This is a genomic window from Deinococcus sp. JMULE3, assembly GCF_013337115.1.
Classification (GTDB): domain Bacteria; phylum Deinococcota; class Deinococci; order Deinococcales; family Deinococcaceae; genus Deinococcus.
The window spans coordinates 999914-1018830 of sequence record NZ_SGWE01000004.1 but is presented as its reverse complement, the minus strand read 5'-3'; the positions used below and the strand labels follow the sequence as shown (position 1 = coordinate 1018830).

General features: G+C 71.7%; 15 protein-coding genes and 1 pseudogene. 9 read left to right on the top strand and 7 right to left on the bottom strand.

Features of this window, described 5'->3' with window-relative positions; all coding sequences use genetic code 11:
- Positions 1-3 precede the first annotated feature (3 nt).
- Entirely contained in the window at positions 4-576 is a 573-nt protein-coding gene (locus EXW95_RS07805) for a GNAT family N-acetyltransferase (RefSeq protein ID WP_174366968.1), read from the bottom strand.
- 253 nt (positions 577-829) lie between these two features.
- Between EXW95_RS07805 and EXW95_RS07800 the strand changes: the two genes are divergently transcribed.
- Positions 830-2305, top strand: coding sequence for a SulP family inorganic anion transporter (locus EXW95_RS07800; RefSeq protein WP_174366967.1), 1476 nt, complete (start codon positions 830-832; stop codon positions 2303-2305).
- Positions 2306-2352: 47 nt separating this feature from the next.
- Here EXW95_RS07800 and EXW95_RS07795 read toward each other — a convergent pair whose 3' ends face one another.
- Both EXW95_RS07795 and EXW95_RS21315 read right to left on the bottom strand, forming a co-directional pair.
- The gene (locus EXW95_RS07795) at positions 2353-4401 is read right to left on the bottom strand and encodes a cation:proton antiporter (RefSeq protein ID WP_217449179.1); all 2049 of its coding nucleotides are present in this window, start codon (positions 4399-4401) and stop codon (positions 2353-2355) included.
- A gap of 90 nt (positions 4402-4491) precedes the next feature.
- Entirely contained in the window at positions 4492-5712 is a 1221-nt protein-coding gene (locus EXW95_RS21315; protein ID WP_174366966.1) for a HAMP domain-containing sensor histidine kinase, read from the bottom strand.
- 232 nt (positions 5713-5944) lie between these two features.
- On the opposite strand from EXW95_RS21315, the gene EXW95_RS07785 reads away from it, so the two are divergent.
- The 4 genes from EXW95_RS07785 (at position 5945) to EXW95_RS07770 (ending at position 9396) form a co-directional block, all read left to right on the top strand.
- Positions 5945-6904, top strand: a complete 960-nt coding sequence (locus tag EXW95_RS07785; RefSeq protein ID WP_174366965.1) for a carbohydrate kinase family protein — start codon at positions 5945-5947, stop codon at positions 6902-6904.
- Positions 6901-7920, top strand: coding sequence for an endolytic transglycosylase MltG (gene mltG / locus EXW95_RS07780; protein ID WP_371809971.1), 1020 nt, complete (start codon positions 6901-6903; stop codon positions 7918-7920). Before EXW95_RS07785 ends, mltG begins: the two co-directional genes overlap by 4 nt.
- Positions 7921-8020: 100 nt before the next feature.
- Entirely contained in the window at positions 8021-8362 is a 342-nt protein-coding gene (locus tag EXW95_RS07775) for a hypothetical protein (protein ID WP_174366964.1), read from the top strand.
- Positions 8363-8772: 410 nt separating this feature from the next.
- Complete coding sequence (locus EXW95_RS07770; protein WP_174366963.1) at positions 8773-9396, top strand: hypothetical protein; 624 nt, start codon at positions 8773-8775, stop codon at positions 9394-9396.
- Here EXW95_RS07770 and mutL read toward each other — a convergent pair.
- The 4 genes and pseudogenes from mutL to EXW95_RS07750 form a co-directional block, all read right to left on the bottom strand.
- Positions 9383-11052: pseudogene (mutL, locus tag EXW95_RS21155) on the bottom strand (DNA mismatch repair endonuclease MutL). The gene EXW95_RS07770 and the pseudogene mutL overlap by 14 nt on opposite strands.
- A gap of 50 nt (positions 11053-11102) precedes the next feature.
- Positions 11103-12491, bottom strand: a complete 1389-nt coding sequence (locus EXW95_RS07760; RefSeq protein ID WP_254605548.1) for an FAD-binding oxidoreductase — start codon at positions 12489-12491, stop codon at positions 11103-11105.
- Positions 12492-12517: 26 nt separating this feature from the next.
- Positions 12518-15058: a DNA mismatch repair protein MutS gene (gene mutS, locus EXW95_RS07755; RefSeq protein ID WP_174366962.1), complete on the bottom strand. Its 2541-nt coding sequence runs from the start codon at positions 15056-15058 to the stop codon at positions 12518-12520.
- A gap of 70 nt (positions 15059-15128) precedes the next feature.
- Positions 15129-15662, bottom strand: coding sequence for a hypothetical protein (locus EXW95_RS07750; protein WP_174366961.1), 534 nt, complete (start codon positions 15660-15662; stop codon positions 15129-15131).
- A 49-nt stretch (positions 15663-15711) separates the two neighbouring features.
- Here EXW95_RS07750 and EXW95_RS07745 point away from each other — a divergent pair, with 49 nt between their 5' ends.
- From EXW95_RS07745 to lgt, 4 genes are all read left to right on the top strand, one after another.
- Positions 15712-16440 (top strand): SDR family oxidoreductase, encoded by a 729-nt coding sequence (locus EXW95_RS07745; RefSeq protein WP_174366960.1) that lies wholly within the window; start codon positions 15712-15714, stop codon positions 16438-16440.
- 373 nt (positions 16441-16813) lie between these two features.
- On the top strand, positions 16814-17041 hold the full coding sequence (tatA, locus tag EXW95_RS07740) for a twin-arginine translocase TatA/TatE family subunit (protein WP_174366959.1): 228 nt from the start codon (positions 16814-16816) through the stop codon (positions 17039-17041).
- Between the two features lie 20 nt (positions 17042-17061).
- Positions 17062-17844, top strand: coding sequence for a twin-arginine translocase subunit TatC (gene tatC / locus EXW95_RS07735; RefSeq protein ID WP_174366958.1), 783 nt, complete (start codon positions 17062-17064; stop codon positions 17842-17844).
- 82 nt (positions 17845-17926) lie between these two features.
- Positions 17927-18847, top strand: coding sequence for a prolipoprotein diacylglyceryl transferase (lgt, locus tag EXW95_RS07730; protein WP_174366957.1), 921 nt, complete (start codon positions 17927-17929; stop codon positions 18845-18847).
- The last annotated feature ends 70 nt before the right edge of the window (positions 18848-18917 follow it).

Here is an 18917-nt window from a genome sequence, read left to right as displayed (position 1 = left end):
ACGTCAGCGGACGCGGCTGAAGATCAACGTGTCCCGCGGCGCCGAGCCGTCCGCCGACACGTCGTCGTTCACCAGCCGGGCGTCCAGCGTGTAACCCAGCGCCGGGGGAATTCGGGCGCTGCGCTCGTTGGCGGGATCGCAGCGGATCTCCAGGCGCCGCAGGCCCAGGCCGCCCGCCGCGCGGTCCGTCAGGGCCAGGTCCGTCAGCGCCTGCACGACCTCGCGCGCATAGCCCTGCCCGGCGTGCGCCGTGGCGATCCAGTACCCGATCTCGCCCTTCGGGACGCGCCAGTCCAGCGCGTGGTACCCGGTGCTGCCCACCAGCTCGGTGCCGTCAGCGTTCCATACGTGGTAGCGCAGGTTCTCCCGCGAATCGAAGCGTTCGGCGGCGCCCGTCAGGTTCTCGCGGGACGCCTCCAGCGTCATGGGTGCCTGCGCCCACACCATCCACTCGCGCAGCTGCGGCAGCGAGGCGTTCACGGCCGCCACCAGCGCCTCCGCATCCGCCGGGTCCGGGCGGCGCAGGCGCAACCGGGGCGTGACGATCTCGGCGGGCACAGCGCTGGGAGCAGTCATGCGCGGCAGTCTACGGTCCGGGGCAGGAAGGGGCGTGCGCAGATGGGCGCCGTCGCCACTCTGCCCATGTTGCCCCAGCAACCACCCGTGCGGCATACTGGCCGGGCCGCGGGCGCGGCGTCCCACGAGAGACGCCCCCGACGACAACCGACCCACCCGGAGCACCCGGCCCGCGTTCTGCACGCGCGCCCCCTCCCACCCCGGCAGGCCCGTGCGCCCGCCGCCGGTTGTCACGGCACCCCACGAGGTGCACATGACCACACAACCCCTGACCCGCGCGCAGCAGTACCGGCGCGAGTGGATCACCAACCCCCGCGCGGACATCCTGGCCGGAACCGTCGTCGCGCTGGCCCTGATTCCCGAGGCGATCGCGTTCTCGATCATCGCGGGCGTGGACCCGCAGGTGGGCCTGTACGCGTCGTTCATCATCGCGATCGTCACGGCGTTCATCGGCGGGCGGCCCGGCATGATCAGCGCCGCGACCGGCGCCATGGCACTCCTCATGACCGGGCTCGTCAAGGACCACGGGCTGGCGTACCTGTTCGCCGCAACCGTCCTGACCGGGTTCATTCAGGTCGCGTTCGGCTGGGCGGGCCTGGCCCGCTACCTGAAGTTCGTGCCGCGCAGCGTCATGACCGGCTTCGTGAACGCCCTGGCGATCCTGATCTTCCTGGCGCAGCTGCCGCAACTGCTCGGCGCGACCTGGCCGACGTACGCGATGCTCGCGGCCGGGCTGGCGATCATCTACCTGCTGCCCCGCGTGTTCCGCGCGGTGCCCAGCGCCCTGGTCGCCATCGTCGCCCTGACGGTCGTGTCCGTCCTGACCGGCGCGGACGTCCGCACCGTCGGGGACATGGGGACCCTGCCGGGCGCGCTGCCGCCCCTGGTGCTGCCGCAGGTGCCGCTGACGCTGGAGACGCTGAACATCATCCTGCCCGTGTCGCTGACGCTGGCGCTGGTGGGCCTGCTGGAGAGCCTGCTGACCGCGCAGCTCATCGACGAGCGGACCGACACCACCAGCGACAAGAACACCGAGTCCCGCGCGCAGGGCGCCGCGAACATCATCACCGGGTTCTTCGGCGGGATGGCCGGGTGCGCCATGATCGGCCAGAGCATGATCAACGTCACGAACGGCGGACGAGGGCGGCTGTCCACCTTCACGGCGGGCCTGGGCCTGCTGATCCTGATCCTGCTGCTGCAACCGCTGCTCGTGCAGATTCCCATGGCGGCGCTCGTGGCGGTCATGATCGTCGTGTCGGTCAGCACCTTCGACTGGCGCAGCCTGCGCGACCTGAAGGCGACGCCGCGCGGCGAGGCGATCGTCATGCTGAGCACCGTGGCCGTCACGGTCTTCACGCACGACCTCAGCCGGGGCGTGCTGGTGGGCGTGATCCTCAGCGCGCTGATGTTCGCGCGGCAGGTCGCCCGCGCGTCCCGCGTGACCGTCACCGACGAAGGCGGCGTCCGCACGTACCACGTGCAGGGCCAGCTGTTCTTCGTGAGCACGCACGACTTCCTGGGGCAGTTCGACTTCACGCACGCGGGCCCCGTCGTGATCGACCTGAGCGGCGCGCACCTGTGGGACGGGTCCGCCGCCGCCGCACTGAACAAGGTCACCACGAAATTCACCCGTCAGGGCCACCCGCCCGTGCTTGTGGGCCTGAATGAGGCCTCCGCGACCCTCTTCCAGCGCCTGAGCAGCCCCGGCGTGGACACCGCCGCGCACTGACCGCCCGGAACACGCAGGCAGGACACCGGCCGGTGTCCTGCTGAGGTTCACTTCGTCCAGCGGTGCTCGTAGCAGTACGCCCAGTCCTCGCCGGGTTCGGCGCTGCGGATGACCGGGTGCCCCTGGCCCTGCGCGTGGCGGGTCGCGTGGCGGTTCTTGCTGGAGTCGCAGCAGCCCACGTGTCCGCAGGTCATGCACACCCGCAGGTGCACCCAGGTGTCCCCGGCAGCCACGCATTCCAGGCACACGTCCGCCTCGGGCGTGACCGGCCCGGCGTTGTGCGCGGCGTGCTCACACTGGGCGCGCTGCGTGGCGTTCAGGGTCACGGGCGGGTGCTCGGCGAGGTGGCGGGACAGCTGCGCCCGCGTGACCTCCGGCGGGGTCAGCAGGTCGAGGATGCCCGCCGCGACCTCCCGGTGCGCGCTCAGGACGTGCTGGGCGCCCAGCGCCTGCAACCCCGCGAAGCCCTCGGCGCTGGTGGCTCGCGTGATGACCCGCACCTGCGGCGCGACGGTGCGCAGGACGCTCAGGGTCCGTTCCGTCATCTCGGTGTCGTCGTCCGCGATGACGACCGCGCGGGCCGAGTCGATCTCCAGTTCTCTCAGCAGTGCGGCGCGGGTGTAGTCCGCGATCAGGACCGGCGCGCCCCGCCCCTGCAGTTCACTCGCGCCGTCCGGGCTGCGGGTGACCACCGAGTAAGGCTGCCCCGCGCGGCTCAGGGCGCGGGCGGACAGTCGGGCGTGCGCGCCGTACCCCAGGAACACCACGCGGTCCGCGACCGGCAGGCCGTGCCCGCTGCCGTCCGCGTCCGGATCGGCGTCCGGCTTGGGCGCCGGGGCGGGGGAGGGGAGGCGTGCCAGCAGCGGCCCGCCCAGAGCCGCCAGGGCCGGGGTCAGCGCCATGAGCAGCACCGTCGCCGCGATGAACACGCCCGAACCCCGCTCGCCCAGCCCGGCGAAACTCAGGCCCAGGGCCGCGCCGGTCGTGGCGAGCACGAACGAGAACTCCCCGACCTGCCCGGTCAGCAGCGCCACCGGCAGCGCCGTGCGCCAGTCCTCGCCCAGCAGGCGCACGCTCAGGGACGTCACCACGACCTTCAGCAGCGCGATCAGCGCCGCCGCGCCCAGCACCAGCCCCAGATTGCCCAGCACGAACCCCAGGTTCAGCTGCACCCCCACCGACAGGAAGAACGCCGCGCTGAACAGGATCTGCAGCGGGAGGATCTCACCCATCGCCTGCGCGCCGTACCGGCTCTCACTGACGAGCAGGCCCGCCAGGAACGCGCCCAGCGCGAGGCTCACGCCCGCCAGCGCCGTCAGGCTGGCCGTGCCGAAGCACAGCGCCACGACCGCCAGCAGGAAGATCTCCGTGCTGCACGTCCGCGCCACGACCTCCATCAGGGGTGGCACGACCCGCCGCGCCGCGACGAGCACCAGCGCGATGATCCCGCCCGCCTTCGCCAGCGCGATCAGCACGCCCGCCGCGCCGCCCCCCTGCCCGGCCAGCATGGGAATCAGGAGGACCATCAGCACCACCGCCAGATCCTGGAAGATCAGGATGCCCAGACTGACCTGCCCGGTGCGGGCGTTCGTCTCGCCCCGCTCGCCCAGCAGTTTCATCACGATCGCGGTGCTCGACAGGGCCAGCAGGCACCCGGTGAACACCGCGTCCGCCGCGCCGACCCCGAAGGCCAGCAGCGCGCCCGCCGCCGCCAGGACCGTCAGGCCCACCTGCAGCCCACCACCCAGGAAGATCAGCCGCGCGATCCGCGCCAGACGCTCCAGGCTGAACTCGATCCCGATCGTGAACAGCAGCAGCATCACCCCGATCTCCGAGGCCGCCGCGATCAGTTCCGGGTCGCGGATCAATCCCAGCGCGCCCGGCCCCACCACCACCCCCGCGATCAGGAAGCCGATGATCGGCAGCAGCCGCAGCCGGAACGACCCGTACGCCGCCGCCGCCGACACGATCAGCAGCAGCGTGAGCTGCACCAGGAACTCCGGCGGACCCGCGTGCGCCGCCTGCGCACCTGCGCCCTCGGCGCCTGCCGCGCCCAGCAGCGCCAGCGCCCCCCACATCCAGCCTCGAACCGTCATGCCCCAGCATGACAGCCCACCCGGGCCGCGTGCCTCGGGGCGCAGCGTCGCGCCCGGCAGTGGCCCGGCGATCACGGCGCGGGCGGCCGATCAGTCCGGAATGTGGAACGCCAGCCGGACGTCCAGCCCACCGCCCGGCGTGTCGTGCAGCGTGATCTCCGCGCGGTTCACCTGCGCCAGCCGCCGCGCCAGCGGCAACCCCAGCCCCCGCCCCGGCACATGCGTCGCCAGGCGCGTGCCGGGCTGGAACGCCTGCTCGTGCAGGCTGGGGTGCAGACCCGGGCCGTGGTCCGTCACGCGGATCACCGGTCCCCACAGCGTCGTGGGTGGATCCAGCGTCACCGTGACCTGACCCTCGCTGTACTTCAGGGCGTTCTCCACGAGGTTCTCCAGGATCTGCTGCACCTGAGAGGCGTCCACCATCCACAGCAGCGGCCCCGACGGGCGGCGCACCCGCACCCGCAGATTCTCGTGCCGCGCGACCAGCGCCGTCAGGTCCGTCGGGGCTGGCAGGGCCGTCATCTGCACGTACATGGCGTCCAGGCGTTCCAGTTCGCTGCGGCTGGCGAGCTGCTCGGCGGAAACCTCGATGCTGCGTAGCAGTTTCTCGCGCGCGCGGACGTTGTCGGTGTGCCGCAGCGCGTCGGTCGCCAGCAGCAGCGCCTGCATGGGGCGCCGCAGTTCGTGCGCGGCCAGACCCAGCGCCTCACGCTGCTGCGACTCGTTGCGTTCCCGCGTGTGCCGCTCCTGCCCCGCGCGGGTCAGCGCCGTGAGGATCAGGGCGCTGCACAGCAGCCCGCTGAGCATCCCGGCCAGCAGCACCGTGCTCTCCATGACGCGCAGGTGGCGGCGCAGGTCGGTGCGCAGCCTGGTCAGGTGGGCGTCGTGCCGGTCCTCCAGCGCCGCCGCGATCCGCAACGCGGACAGCGTCGCCGCCGGGCTGCGCTGCTCGATCAGCCGCCGGATGTCACGCAGAGTGCCCTTGGCCTCCTTCTCTCGGTTCTCCAGGCCCGGGTACCCGTCCGGGTTGTCCCCCAGTCGCGCCAGCACGTTGCGCCGCGCGCTGTCACGCGTCACGGCCGGGACATCCGGGCGGAACTCCAGCGCCGCGTACTCGGCCAGACTGAGCCGCAACTGCCGGTACTTCGGCGTCCCCCAGGTCTCCTCGTTGAACGACAGGGCCCGCTGGGCCGGCTGGAACGCCACCAGAGTCAACGCGACCGACAGCAGCATCGGCAGCAGCGCCATGAGCAGGTTCGCGCGGCTGTGCCGCGTCAGGTCCCACACGGGCGCGCGGTCCTGCTCGGTCACACGGACGACCCCGGCCTCCGCGCGCCGCGCAGCCAGGAGAGAACGGAAACGGAACCCGGGACGGACGCCAGAGGAGACGGAAGGAAGGCGGTGGCGTCCGCACCCAGAGCGCGGCGCGGGCAGGCGCCGCCCGGCAGCGTGCGGACGTGTGCGGGAAACACGCCGCGCATGTTAGCGAGTCCGGACCGGGACGCTCAAGCGGGGCCGGGGCGCGGTATGCTGCCGCACGGACATGACTGAACGACCGCTGGTTTCGCTGGGGGACCTGACCTGGGACGTGCTGGCGAAGCCGGACACGCTGCTGCTGCCCGGTGGGGACAGCACGGGCAGAATTGAACTGTCAGGCGGCGGCAGCGCCGCGAACCTCGCCGTGTGGGCCCGCCGCGCCGGGGCCGCGCGCCCCGTGCATTTCGTCGGGAAGATCGGCCAGGACCGCTTCGGGGAACTGGCCGTCGCGGAACTCCAGGCCGAGGGCGTCGCCGCCGACGTCATCGAGAGCGCCGAGCATCCCACCGGCGTGATCCTGGGCCTGATCGACCGCCGCGGCCAGCGCGCCATGCTGACCGGACAGGGCGCCGACTGGGAACTCCTGCCGGGTGAACTGCCCGCCGAGGTGCTGCGCCGTGCCGGGCACCTGCACCTGACCGCCTGGAGCCTGTTCCGCGACCCGCCCCGCGCGGCCGCGCTGCACGCCGCGCAACTGGCCCGCGCGGGCGGCGCCACCCTGAGCCTCGACCCCGGCAGTTTCCAGATGATCCAGAGCATGGGCCGCGAGGTGTTCCTGCGCATCCTGGACCGCCTGCCCATGAACGTCCTGTTCCCCAACGACGACGAGGCCCGCGCCATGAGCGGCCGCGGCGACCGAGGTGACGCCATGGACTGGTTCCGCACCCGCTTCCCCGACGCGCTGATCGTCATGAAACTCGACGAGGATGGCGTCCTGATCGAGGGGCCCGCGCAGGCCCGCGTGCAGGTGCCCGCCACGAACGACCGCGCCGTGGACGCCACGGGCGCCGGGGACGCCTTCGGCGGCGCGTTCCTGACCGGCTGGCTGGCCCACGGGGACGCCGTGCGGGCCGCGCAGCTGGCCGTGCAGGTCGGCGGCTGGGTCGTGTCCCGTTTCGGGGCGCGCCCCCCCACCGACGAGGACCTCCTGACCCGCATCGCTACGCACGGCGCGGGAGCCGCGTGAGGCGCGGCGGCGCCGGGTGCCTGCGCGTCCTGGCGGTCTTCACGCTGCTGCTGTTCGGCGCCGTCGGCGGCGCGCTGTGGTACGTGCGGAGCCTGCTGGGGCCAGCGGGCGGCCCCGCCTACACCCTGGAGGTCAAACCCGGCGACACCCTGGCCGGCGTGGCAGGCACGCTGCAGGCGCAGCGGATCGTGAAGAACGGCGACGTGCTGCGCTTCCTGATGCGCCGCAGCGGCACTGCCGGAAGCCTGAAAGAGGGCCTGTACGACCTGAACGGGCAGATGACCGCCGAGCAGGTCGCGCAGAAACTCGCCGGGCCCGCCCGCATCCCCACCGTCAGCGTCACCATCCCCGAAGGAAGGCGCGTGCAGGACCTGCCCGCCATCTTCCAGAAGGCCGGATTCGACGGCGCGGCCATCCTGAAGGTCCTGAACGACGCGGCGCTCAGTCCCTACGCGGCCGGGAAGCAGCAGAACCTCGAAGGATTCCTGTTCCCCGCCACGTACGACCTGCGCCCCCAGGCCACCCCCACCCAGATCGTGCAGACCCTGCTGGACCGCATGACCCAGGAATTCACGACCGACCGCGTCGCCAGCGCCAGAAAGCTTGGCCTGAACGTCCGCGACTGGGTGATTCTCGCCAGCATGGTCCAGGCCGAGGCTGCCAACGACGCCGAGATGCCCGTCATCGCCGGAGTGTTCCTGAACCGCCTGCGCGACGGCATGACCCTCGGCAGCGACCCGACCGTCGCCTACGGCCTGGGCAAGGACCTCCCGGAACTCGACCGCAGCGCCGGGGACTTCACGAAAGACACCCCGTACTCCACGTACACCCGCGCCGGACTGCCCGCCGGACCCATCAACAACCCCGGACAGGCTGCGCTCCTCGCCGTCCTCAGCCCCAAACGGACCCTCCCGGACGGGCGCGACGCCGTGTACTTCCTGCACGGCCTGAACGGCAACATCTACGTGAACCACACCTACGCCGAACACAACCGCGACATCGCCCGCTACCGCTGACCAGATCCAACCTCGCCCCCAAACGGGGGATGTCTGAACCGAAGCTGACGACGTGACAAACTTCGTCACCCGCCGCGCCACAGCCCGGTACAGTACGCGAATGATCCTCACAACGCTGCTGCTGGTTGTCGTCCTGACTGCCGCCGCGCTCCTCCTGCGCAGCGTGCTGGGCGGCAAACACGATTACCAGCGCATCCCCCGTGGACCGGGCCGCCGCGACTCCGCGCAGGACGTGTACTGGGAGGCGCGCGTCCTGGCCGCCCTGAACGGCAACCGCGCCGCGCTGGAACGCCACGTCCTGGGCAAACAACGCCAGAAACCCGGCCTGAAACGCTGGGAACTGCTGCGCCTCGTGTACCTGGACGTCACCCGTCACAACCCCTCCCGGCACGGCGAACGCCGCCCCGCCCCACGCGCCAGCGTGTTCCGCACGCACTTCTGACCCCAGCATTCAGAGGTGTTGAAGGTATCTCTCGATACCTCTGATACGGGATGAAATTGACTTGCTTCCAACGTGATTGCCTTCCGTTGTCCCCTCTCCCCCTGTGGGACTCGGAGAGCTGCGCAGCAGAGAGGGAGGGAGGAGCGAAGCGACGGAAGGGTGAGGGGGCCACCGGGCGACTCCGAATGTTTTGGAATCACTTGAATCCCGTATGAATCGAGCGGACTCGAAGAGCTGCGCCGCAGCGCGAGCACCTGAGGAAGACAGCGGTTGAAAGTGGAGTTGAAGGGCGGCAGGGCTGAGGTTCCGAAGCGGCTGACCCCCCGCCGATACCGGGTCGTCTGGGCCGCGCGTGATGAACTTCACGCTGGCCGACACGGCATTGACGCTGTCAGCGCACCATTCCCCGCGTGAACCGCGTGATTCCGACCCTGCTGCTCGCCAGCCTGTCCCTCGCCCCGGCGTCCTCGTTCAGCCTGGGAGGGCAGCTGCGCAACCCGGAACAGACCCGCCCGCTCGGCAGTGGCCGCCTGACCGTCCTGCTGACGAACCTGAGCGGCGGGTGGCTGCTCGGCATGGGACCGTTGAACGGCGCGCGGTTCAACGTGGTCGTCCCGACCGACTTCAGGCCCCCAGTGCAGCCACTGGACGTGTGCGACGGCGTGAGCGTGAAGCCCGCCGGGGCCCGCACGTACACCGCCGAGACGCTGCTGCTGTTCAACGCCACCTCGAACAGCGTGGCGACCCTGGTACAGGCCGATCACCCCACGGTCGCCACCCGGCGCGGGCAGTGGGTGTACAGCGACCGGACCGTCACCCTGCGGGGGCGCTGCGCGGGCCTGAATACCTCCTACGACCTCACGCTGCGGCAGGGCTGGACTGGCGTGACCACCGAGAACCGCGACGGGCAGTTCAGGGTCATGAACGCCACCGTGAACCTGCCCTACTGGGTGCAGCCGGTCCTGAGCCGCGACGCCCGCGCGACCTTCCCCACGCTGTTCAGCGGCCAGCGCAGCGCCTTCACGACCCGCTGACCTCCGGCGGGGCACTGGGCGCGGCGTCCCGCCCGCGCGGTACGTCCCGCGCGCCCCGCCGCCCGAACGCGTGCGCCAGATCCCGCTCGCTGAGGCGCAGCACGGTGGGCCGCCCGTGCGGGCACGCCCACGGGTGCTCGCAGGCCGCCAGGGCGTCCAGTACCGCCTGCCCCCGCCCCAGGTCCAGCATCCCGGCCTTCAGCGCGGGCGCGCACGCCAGCCGCGCCAGCACGTCCCGGCGCGGGTCCGGACCGTCACCCAGCGCGCACTCGACGATCTGCTCGTGCAATCTGGGCACGTTCAGCGGGGCCAGCGCGGCCGGCAGGGTACGCAGCCGCGCCAGCCCCGCCCCGAAGTCCTCCAGGGTCAGGCCCCAGCCCTGCAACTCGGGGCCGCGCTCATGCAGGCGTGAGAGCTGCTCGGGGGTCAGGTGCAGCAGCTCCGGCTCGGGCAGGTCCGCCGGGGGGGCAGCGGCCAGCGCACGGGTCAGGTGCTCGAACAGCGCCCGTTCGTGCGCGGCGTGCGCGTCCACCACCCACAGGTCCCCCTCGCCCTGCGCCAGCAGGTACAGCTCCTGGTACACGCCCAGCAGCGTCAAGGCCGGGAACGCCGCGTGCCCCGGCGCCGGGGCGGGCTCCGCCGCCGGGCGCAACTCCGGCAGAGCCCGCGCCAGCGGATGCGCCGCCAGCGCCGCCGCCACCGCCGCCCGCACGCGCGCCGCCACGCCCGGCAGGTCCGCCAGCGCCACCACCTGCTTCGCCGGATGCACGTTCGGGTTGTGATCCTCCGGTGCGACCGTCACGTCCAGCACGCACAGCGGCGCCACGCCCGCCGGAAGCAGCTCCCCGAAGCCCTCGATCACCGCGCGTTCCAGCTCCGGCGGGGCCAGCACCGGCCGCCCGTTCACGCTGACATGCATCCGGTCCCGCCGCGCGCGCGTCAACTCCGGGCGGGACACCACCCCGCGCACCCCCTCGCCCGAGACGGCCAGCACGCGGTTCGCGCTCAGCGGGCCGTACACGCTCGCCACCGCGCCCCGGTGATCGCTCGGCGCGTGCGTCAGACGCACCTCGCCGTCCACCGTCAGCCGCCAGTGCAGGCCCGGATGGTGCAGCACGTACCGGCCCAGCAGCGCCGTCACCTCCCGCACCTCCGACGCCGCCGGAACCTGCGTCCGCAGCCGCCCCGGCAGCCGCGCGAAGAGGTTGCGCACCGTCACCGTCGTTCCCGCCGGGGCGGACGTCCGCGCCACCTGCACGTCCTCGCCCTGCGCGAGCACCTCGCACGCCCCCACCTGCGCCGCCGGACGCGACACTACATGCAGCTCCCCGGCCTGCGCCGCCGCCCACAGCGCCTCGCCCCGGAACCCCAGCGTCGTCACGCCCTCCACCGAGCGCGCCTGCGGCGACAGCTTGCTCGTCGCGTGCCGCAGCGGCGCCAGCCCCACCGACCCCGCCGGGATGCCCCCCCGTTGTCCCGCACCCGCACCAGCCGCAGACCCCCGCCGTCCACCTCAACCTCCACGCGGGTCGCCCCGGCGTCCAGCGCGTTGTCCACCAGTTCCCGCACCACGTCCAGCGGACGCGACACCACCTCACCCGCCGCGATCAGACGCGCCACATGAGCCGGAAGAACATGGATATCAGGCGAGGTCACCCGGTCAGGGTAGCGGGTCACGGGCCGACACTTTCCGCCCCAGGTCGCGATCAGGCCGGGTCGGGCAGCACCTTCCCCGGATTGAGCAGGTTCAGCGGGTCCAGCATGGTCTTCACCTCGCGCATCAGCTCCACCGTGTCGCCGTGCTGGGCGCGCAGGAACCGGCGTTTGTGCAGGCCCACGCCGTGCTCGCCGCTGCACGTGCCGCCCAGCGCCAGCGTCCGCTCGACCAGCCGCGCGTATAGTGCCTCGATCCGCGCCCAGTCGCCCGAGCCGCGCGGCGCGTGGAACAGCACGTGAAAGTTCCCGTCCCCCACGTGGCCCAGCACGCTCGCGTCCAGGCCCTCTGCCCGCAGCCCGTCCTCGGTAAAGGTCAGGATCTCCGGCAGGGCGTCCAGCGGCACGCACAGGTCCGTGCTGAGGAACGCCTCGCCCGGATACAGCGCCTTCAGCGCGTAGAACGCGTGGTGCCGCGCCCGCCACAGGGCCTCCAGGTCCTCCGGTTGCCGGGCGACCCGCACGTTCAGCGCGCCCGCGTCGCGGCACAGCTCCTCGCACAGCGCCCGGACGTCCTCCAGCGCCCCCGCCGAGGCACCGGCCAGTTCGATCCAGAGGGTCGGCACCTCCGGCTCAGTCAGGCCCAGGTGGCGGTTCACGGCCCGCAGGCCGCGCGCGTCCATGAGTTCCAGCCGTTCCGGTTGCGCCGCCACGCCCATCACCGCCGTCGCCGCCCACGCCGCCGAGGGCACGTCCGGGAACGCGCAGCGCAGCGCCAGCCGCGCCGACGGCAGCGGCCACAACCTCACCGTCAGCTCCGTGATCACGCCCAGCGTGCCCTCCGCCCCCAGGAACAGGTGCCGCAGGTCGTACCCGGCGCTGCTCTTGCGCGCCCGGCTGCCCAGCGACAGCACCCGCCCGTCCATCAGCGCCACCCGCAGCGCCAGCACGTTCTCCCGTGTCGTCCCGTAGCGCACGGCCGCCGTGCCGCTCGCGTTCGTGGACGCCATGCCGCCCAGCGTCGCCTCGGCGCCCGGATCCACCGGGAAGAACAACCCCTGCGCGCGCACGGCGCGGTTCAGTTGCGGATACGTCACGCCCGGTTCCACCGTCGCCTGAAACGCCCCCGGACGCACCTCCAGCACGCGCGTCATGCCGCTCAGGTTCAGGCTCAGCGCGCCCGGCGGCGGGATCAGCTGCCCTTCCAGGCCGCTGCCCGCCGCGAACGGCACCACCGGCACCCGGAACTCCCGTGCCAGCGCCAGCGCGTCCACCACGTCCGCCTCGGTCCGCGCGAACAGCACCGCGCCGGGCCGCACGACCTCCAGACCACTCTCGTCCCGCCCGTGGGCGTCCAGCGCGGCGTCCGCCGTGCTCAGCGCCTCCCCGAACCGCGCCCGGAACGCCCCCAGCGCCGCCCCACCCAGACCGGTTGTCGTCATGCGCCCATTCTGCGCCTGCGTGTTCCTCAGCCCGGTGTGGTCTCTGCTCCCGTGACCTCGCGCTGCCAGCGGTGCAGCAGGTCCAGCGCCTGCATGGGCGTCAGCCGCGCCAGATCCAGCGTGGCGAGTTCCCGCGTGAGGCGCGTGTCGGCCCCCTGCGCGCCCAGCGCGGTCAGGAGGCGCGCGGCGCGGGTGGTCACCGCGCCGGGCAGTCCGGCGAGGCGGGCGACCTCCACGCCGTAACTCTGGCGGGCCGCGCCGGGCACGACCTGATGGTAGAAGGTCAGGCCCCCGCTCCCGGCGGCGTCCTCCTCGGCGGCGACGTGGAGGTTCACGAGGCCGGGCAGGTCACTTTCCAGGCGGGTGAGTTCGAAGTAGTGCGTGGCGAACAGCGTGTGCGCCCCGGCGGCGTGCAGGTGTTCCAGCGCCGCCTGCGCGATGGCGAGCCCGTCGAGGGTGCTGGTGCCGCGCCCGATCTCGTCGAGGATCACGAGGCTGGCGTGCGTCGCGCCGTGCAGGATCGCGGCGAGTTCGCTCATCTCGACCATGAACGTGGAGCGTCCGCCCGCGAGGTCGTCACTCGCGCCGATGCGGGTGTGCACGGCGTCGTACACGGGCAGTTCGGCGTGGTCGGCGGGCACGAACGAGCCGATCTGATGCAGCAGCGCGCACAGAGCCGCCGTGCGCAGGTACGTGCTTTTCCCGGCCATGTTCGGTCCGGTCAGCAGCACCGCGCGCCGCGCCGGGTCGAGGTGCACGTCGTTCGGCACGAACCGTCCGCCCAGGCTGCGTTCCACGACCGGGTGCCGCGCCTGCACCAGCCGCAGCGGACCGTCACTGGTCACGGGGCGGATCCAGCCGTGCTCGGCGGCCACGTCGGCCAGCGCGGCCAGGACGTCCAGTTCACTCAGCGCCCCGGCGGCGTCCGCCAGCGCCTCGGCGTGCGCGGCGAGACTGTCACGCAGCTCGGTGAAGACCTCCTGCTCCAGGCGGCTCGCGGCGGCCTCCAGCCGGGCGATCTCACGTTCACGTTCGCGCAGGTCCGGGCGGGTGAAGCGCGCGCGGTCCTTCAGGGTCGCCACCTGCCGGTAATCGGCGGGCACCTTGCCCAGGTGCGCGCCCGTGACCTCCAGGTAGTACCCGAACACGCTGTTGTACCCGACCTTCAGGCTGCCAATCCCGGTGCGCTGCCGCTCGGTGACCTCCAGGTCCGCCAGCCACGCGCGGTGCCCGATCGCGGCGGCGCGCAGCTCGTCCAGCTCGGCGTGGAAGCCGTCACGGATCAGGCCGCCGTCTCCCACGCGGATGGGCGGTTCGTCCACCAGCGCGGCGCGGATGCGGGTCACGACGTCCGGCAGGGCCGACAGCCGATCGCGCACGCCGCCCAGCAGGCCCCCCTGCGCGCCCAGCAGTTCGGTCGCCTCGGGCAGCAGGTCCAGCGTGCGGGCCAGCGCCGCCACCTCGCGCGGCGCGGCCCGCCGGGTCGAGACCCGCGCCGAGAGCCGCTCCAGATCGTGCGCGCGGTACAGCAGCGACCGCACCGCGCCGCGCAGGTCCGGCGCGCGCGTGAAGGCCTCCACCGCGTCCAGTCGCGCGCGGATGCTCAGTTCGTCCAGCAGAGGCGCGCGCAGCCACGCCCGCAGGCGCCGACGCCCGCCCGCCGTGCGCGTCTGCCCCAGCACGTCCGTCAGCGTGCGGCCCTGCGGGGACTGCGCCTGGAACAGCTCCAGCGCCCGCACCGCCGCGTCCGGCAGCCGCATGTGCGCGCCCGGCTCGAAGCGCACGACGCGCCGCACCATGTCCAGCCGCCCCTGCTGCGTCACCCGCGCGTACCCCAGCACCGCCCCGCACGCCCGCCGCAGCGCCCCCGACGACAGACTCGCCGGGACCTCGCCCAGCGTGACCCGCAGCGCCTCGTGCGCGTCCGCCTCCTCGAAACTGGCGGGGGAGAGCATCACCGGGAACCGCGCCTGGAAATCCGCCAGCAGCGCGGCGTTCCCGGACAGTTCCGGCGCGAGCAGCACCTCCCGCGCCCGGCAGCGCCCCAGCTCGTCGTACAGCGCCAGCCGCGTGTGGAACGCCGCGCAGCGGAACTCCCCGGTACTCACATCCAGCAGCGCCAGCGCGTACCCGTCCCCGGTCGCCACCGCCGCCAGGTAATTCTCGTCCGCGCCCAGGTGCCGCTCCTCGGTCACCGTGCCCGGCGTCAGCAGTTGCGTCACGCGGCGGTCCATCAGGCCCGAGCCCGGCTCCTCCACCTGATCCGCCACCGCCACGCACACCCCGCACCCCAGCAGCCGCTCCACGTGACTGTCCAGCGCCCGCAGCGGAATGCCCGCCATGGGCGTACTGAAATCCCGGCTGCTCTTGTGCGTCAACGCCAGCCCCAGCAGCCGCGCGGTGCGCTCGGCGTCCTCCCCGAACGTCTCGTAGAAATCCCCCACCTGGAACAGCAGCAGCGCGTGCGGCAGCTGCGCCGCCACCTCGTCCCGCATCCGCACGTACTGCTCCAGCATCGGCGGCAGCGCCCCCGACCCGGTTCCCTTCAGGACATTCTGAGCCCGCATCCCGCGCAGGATAGCCGCCCCCCGCAGGCCACATGGCGAGAGGGGCACCGTTGCCCGGCGTCCGGGCCGGTCAGTTGTCGAACCAGAACACCAGCCGCAGGTCCGCCGGGTCCGCCACCCGAGTCTGAAGGTACGGGACGACGCGGCTCAGCAGCCCCGTGGCCTGCCCCAGGTCGCGGTAGGTGCGCACCTCCCGTTCCCGGCGGCGGTTCACGCTCACCTCGCTCAGGTCGAGATCCCGCAGCGGCTGATCCCAGTCGAAGCGCAGCAGTTCGTCCAGCGTCAGCCACGACGGGTGGTGACACCAGATCTCCGCTTCTGCCCAGGCGGCCTGGAGGGCGGCACTGAGATCGCCCGGCAGGCCGCGCGGGGCGGCGATCGGCTCGATCTCGATGCTGTTGCGGACGCCGGCCAGCAGCGCGAACAGGTCGTAATCCCGGCCCAGCTCCAGCGGGTGCGCCCAGTGGGCTTCAATGAGCCGGTTTTCCTCTTCCAGGCTCATTCCGCTGGTGTCCGGCATTGGGTTGAGGTCGGCTGGCTCCCACACGCCGTTCCGGCGGATCTCGTAATACTCGTGAATGTCGCAGCCCATAGCCCCGAGCATGCCAGTTCCGCCTGCCGTGTGGGCGGCCCACGCGGTGTACCCTCGGCGCATGAGCCTCTTTCAGCTGAACGGGAAACGCGCCCTGGTGACCGGCGGGAGCCGCGGCATCGGACTGGCCGCCGCGCACGATCTGATCCGCCTGGGCGCGCAGGTGATGCTCGCCGCCCGCAACGAGGAGGTGCTGCGCCGCGCCGCCGACGCCATCGGCGCGCGCTGGGTCGTGGCGGACGTGAGCACGCAGGAAGGTGTGGCGTCGGCAGTGGAGGCTGCCGGGCAGGTGGATATCCTCGTCAGCAACGCGGGCGGGCCGCCCCCCGCGCAGCCCAGCGCCGTCACCGAGGAAGCGTGGGGGCAGGGCTTCCAGACGACGTTCCTGAGCACCGCCCGACTGGCGACGGCGGTGCTGCCCGGCATGCGCGAGCGCCGCTGGGGCCGCATCATCGCCGTGACCAGCCTGACCGTGGGCCGCCCCGCGCTGAACCTGCCGGTCAGCAACGCCATGCGCGCCGCCGTCACGAACCACCTGCGGACCCTGGCGCTGGAAGTCGCCGCCGACGGCGTCACCTGCAACACGGTCGCGCCCGGCTACACCGCCACCGAACGCCTGAACGCCCTGCACGCCGACCCGGCCGACGCCGAGCGCCTGAAGGCTCGCATTCCCGCCCGGCGTTTCGGCGAACCGAACGAGGTGGGGGCCGCCGTCGCGTTCCTGGCCACCAAGGAAGCGGCGTACATCACAGGGCAGGAGATCCTCGTGGACGGCGGCTGGAGCATCTGAACGGACTCGGATGGAATGGTTCGCAAGGACCATTCCATCCGAGCGGATGCGACTCGCAGAGCTGCCCCGCAGAGGAGAAACAGAGAGGAGTCCGGGCGTGGAGTTGACGACCCGGTGATGTTCCGGGTTGTCAAAGAAACAGACGGAATCCATGCAGCGCAGGGGGAGGGCCGGGGCATCTGGACCGCGCCTGCCGGGGCACGCTGGGGGCAGCGCGGCGCCTTCACCGTCATTTGACCAAGTGCCATTAAGGTTTGATAGGTGAGCTGTCCTCCATCCAATCCGCCCGGACTCGCATACCTTCAGGGTGAGACGCACCCCACCCCGCAGACCCCACACTGCTGATCCGACCCGGACAGCCAAGGAGTACACCATGAGCTTCGGACCCCTGGAAATCATCCTGATCATCGCCGTCATCGCCCTCATCTTCGGAGCCAAGAAACTGCCGGAACTCGGCAAGGGGCTCGGGCAGGGCATCAAGGAATTCAAACGCGAGACGCACCACAAGGACGACGTCACCGACGTGCCCTCGCGCCCCCTGGACCCCGTGACCGCCACGCCCGTCACCCCGGTCAGCGATCCCGTCAGCGAACGCCGCTGAGCCCCGGCAAGGAGCGCGTGATGTCCACCCCCACCAAAGAACTGAGCAGCGCCCCGCTGTTCGATCACCTGGACGAGCTGCGCAAGCGGATCATCATCAGCGTGATCTTCCTGGCCGTCGGCCTGATCGTCGCGTTCCAGTTCCGCGTGCAGCTGATCGAGGCCGTCAAGGTGCCCCTCCAGGCCAGCGAGCAGTACCGCGCGAATGTCGTGCAGGTGGTCACCCAGGGCCTGACCGACCAGCTGCTGCTTTCCCTGAGCCTCTCGTTCTGGGCGGGCTTCGCGGTGGCCCTGCCATTCATCCTGGGGCAGGTGTGGGGCTTCATCGCGCCCGGCCTGTACCCGCAGGAACGCCGCTGGGCGCTGCCGTTCGTGATCGGCGCCGGACTGTCCTTCCTGGGCGGCGCGGTGTTCGGGTACTTCCTGGTGCTGCCCACCATGGTCGGTTTCCTGCTGGACTTCCTGGCGGGGACCGTCACGCCACTGCTGAACCTGCGCGACTACATCGGGGTGGTCATGACGTTCCTGATCTCGTTCGGGCTGGCCTTCGAGATGCCCATCCTGGCCGTGATCCTCACCCGCATCGGCATCGTGAACCACACCATGCTGCGCGCCGGGTGGCGGATCGCGCTGGTGGTCATCATGATCGCCGCCGCCGTGATCACGCCCACGCCCGACCCGATGAACATGATGCTCGTCGCCGTGCCCCTGTACGTCCTGTACGAACTGAGCGTCATCCTGTCGCGCGTGTTCCGCGTCGTGCCCACCGAGGACACCGAGACGCCCGCCCCCCTGACCTTCTGACCATCCCGTCCTGCGCGGCCCCCTGTCCTGTGACAGGCGGGCCGCGTTCCGGTGCCGCAGGCTCTACACTGCGAGGCGACCTATGGATCCCATCTTTCTGCAAATCGGCAATTTCACCATTGCCTGGTACGGCGTGCTCATCACCCTGGGCATCGTGGCCGGCGTGTGGGTCGGCACGCGCATGGCCCGCGAACGCGGCCTGAACGTCGACCTCTTCAACGACATGATCCTCTGGATGATCGTCTGGGGCCTCGTGGGCGCCCGGATCGTGTTCGTCGCGACGTCCTGGAACCAGTTCGAGAACACCCCCTTCCCCCGCGTGCTGCTGGACATCGTGAACCTCCGCCAGGGCGGCATCAGCATTCACGGCGGCCTGATCGGCGGCATTCTCGTGATGCTGTACTACGCCCGCCGCAAGGGCATGGACTTCTACCGCTACGCGGACCTGTGCGTGCCCGGCGTGGCGTTCGGGATCATCGGCGGGCGCATCGGGAACATCATGAACGGCACCGACACGGTCGGCCGCGTGACCGGCTGGCCCATCGGGTACCAGTGGCCCGCCAGCGCCCGCGCCTTCCATGACGGCATGTGCGTCCCGAACGCCAACCCGGACATGGACCTGTCGCAGTACTGCCAGCAGATCGGCGGGCAGCTCGTCATGACGGCGCCCGTGCATTTCGCGCAGCTGTACGGCGTGATCATCGGCATCATCCTGTCGGTCGCCGCGTACTTCTGGCTGCGCAGCCGCATCCCCGGCTGGGCGTTCTGGCAGTTCTGGCTGTGGTACTCCATCCTGCGCGCCGGGTGGGAAGAGACCTTCCGCCTGAACCCCCTGTCGCCCAGGGCGTACCTGAACCAGGGCCTGGACGCGCCCGGTATCGGCCTGTTCACGGACACGCACATCATCAGCATTCCGCTGATCATCGTGAGCATCTGGATGCTGATCCGCCTGCGCCGCCGGGGCGCGCCCGCCCAGACGGCCCCGGCCGAAGTCACGGCCTGATTCCCCACGGCATGCCAGGAGGGTGATCCCACGTCCGGGGTCACCCTCCTCCTCTTGGCGGGGTCAGGCG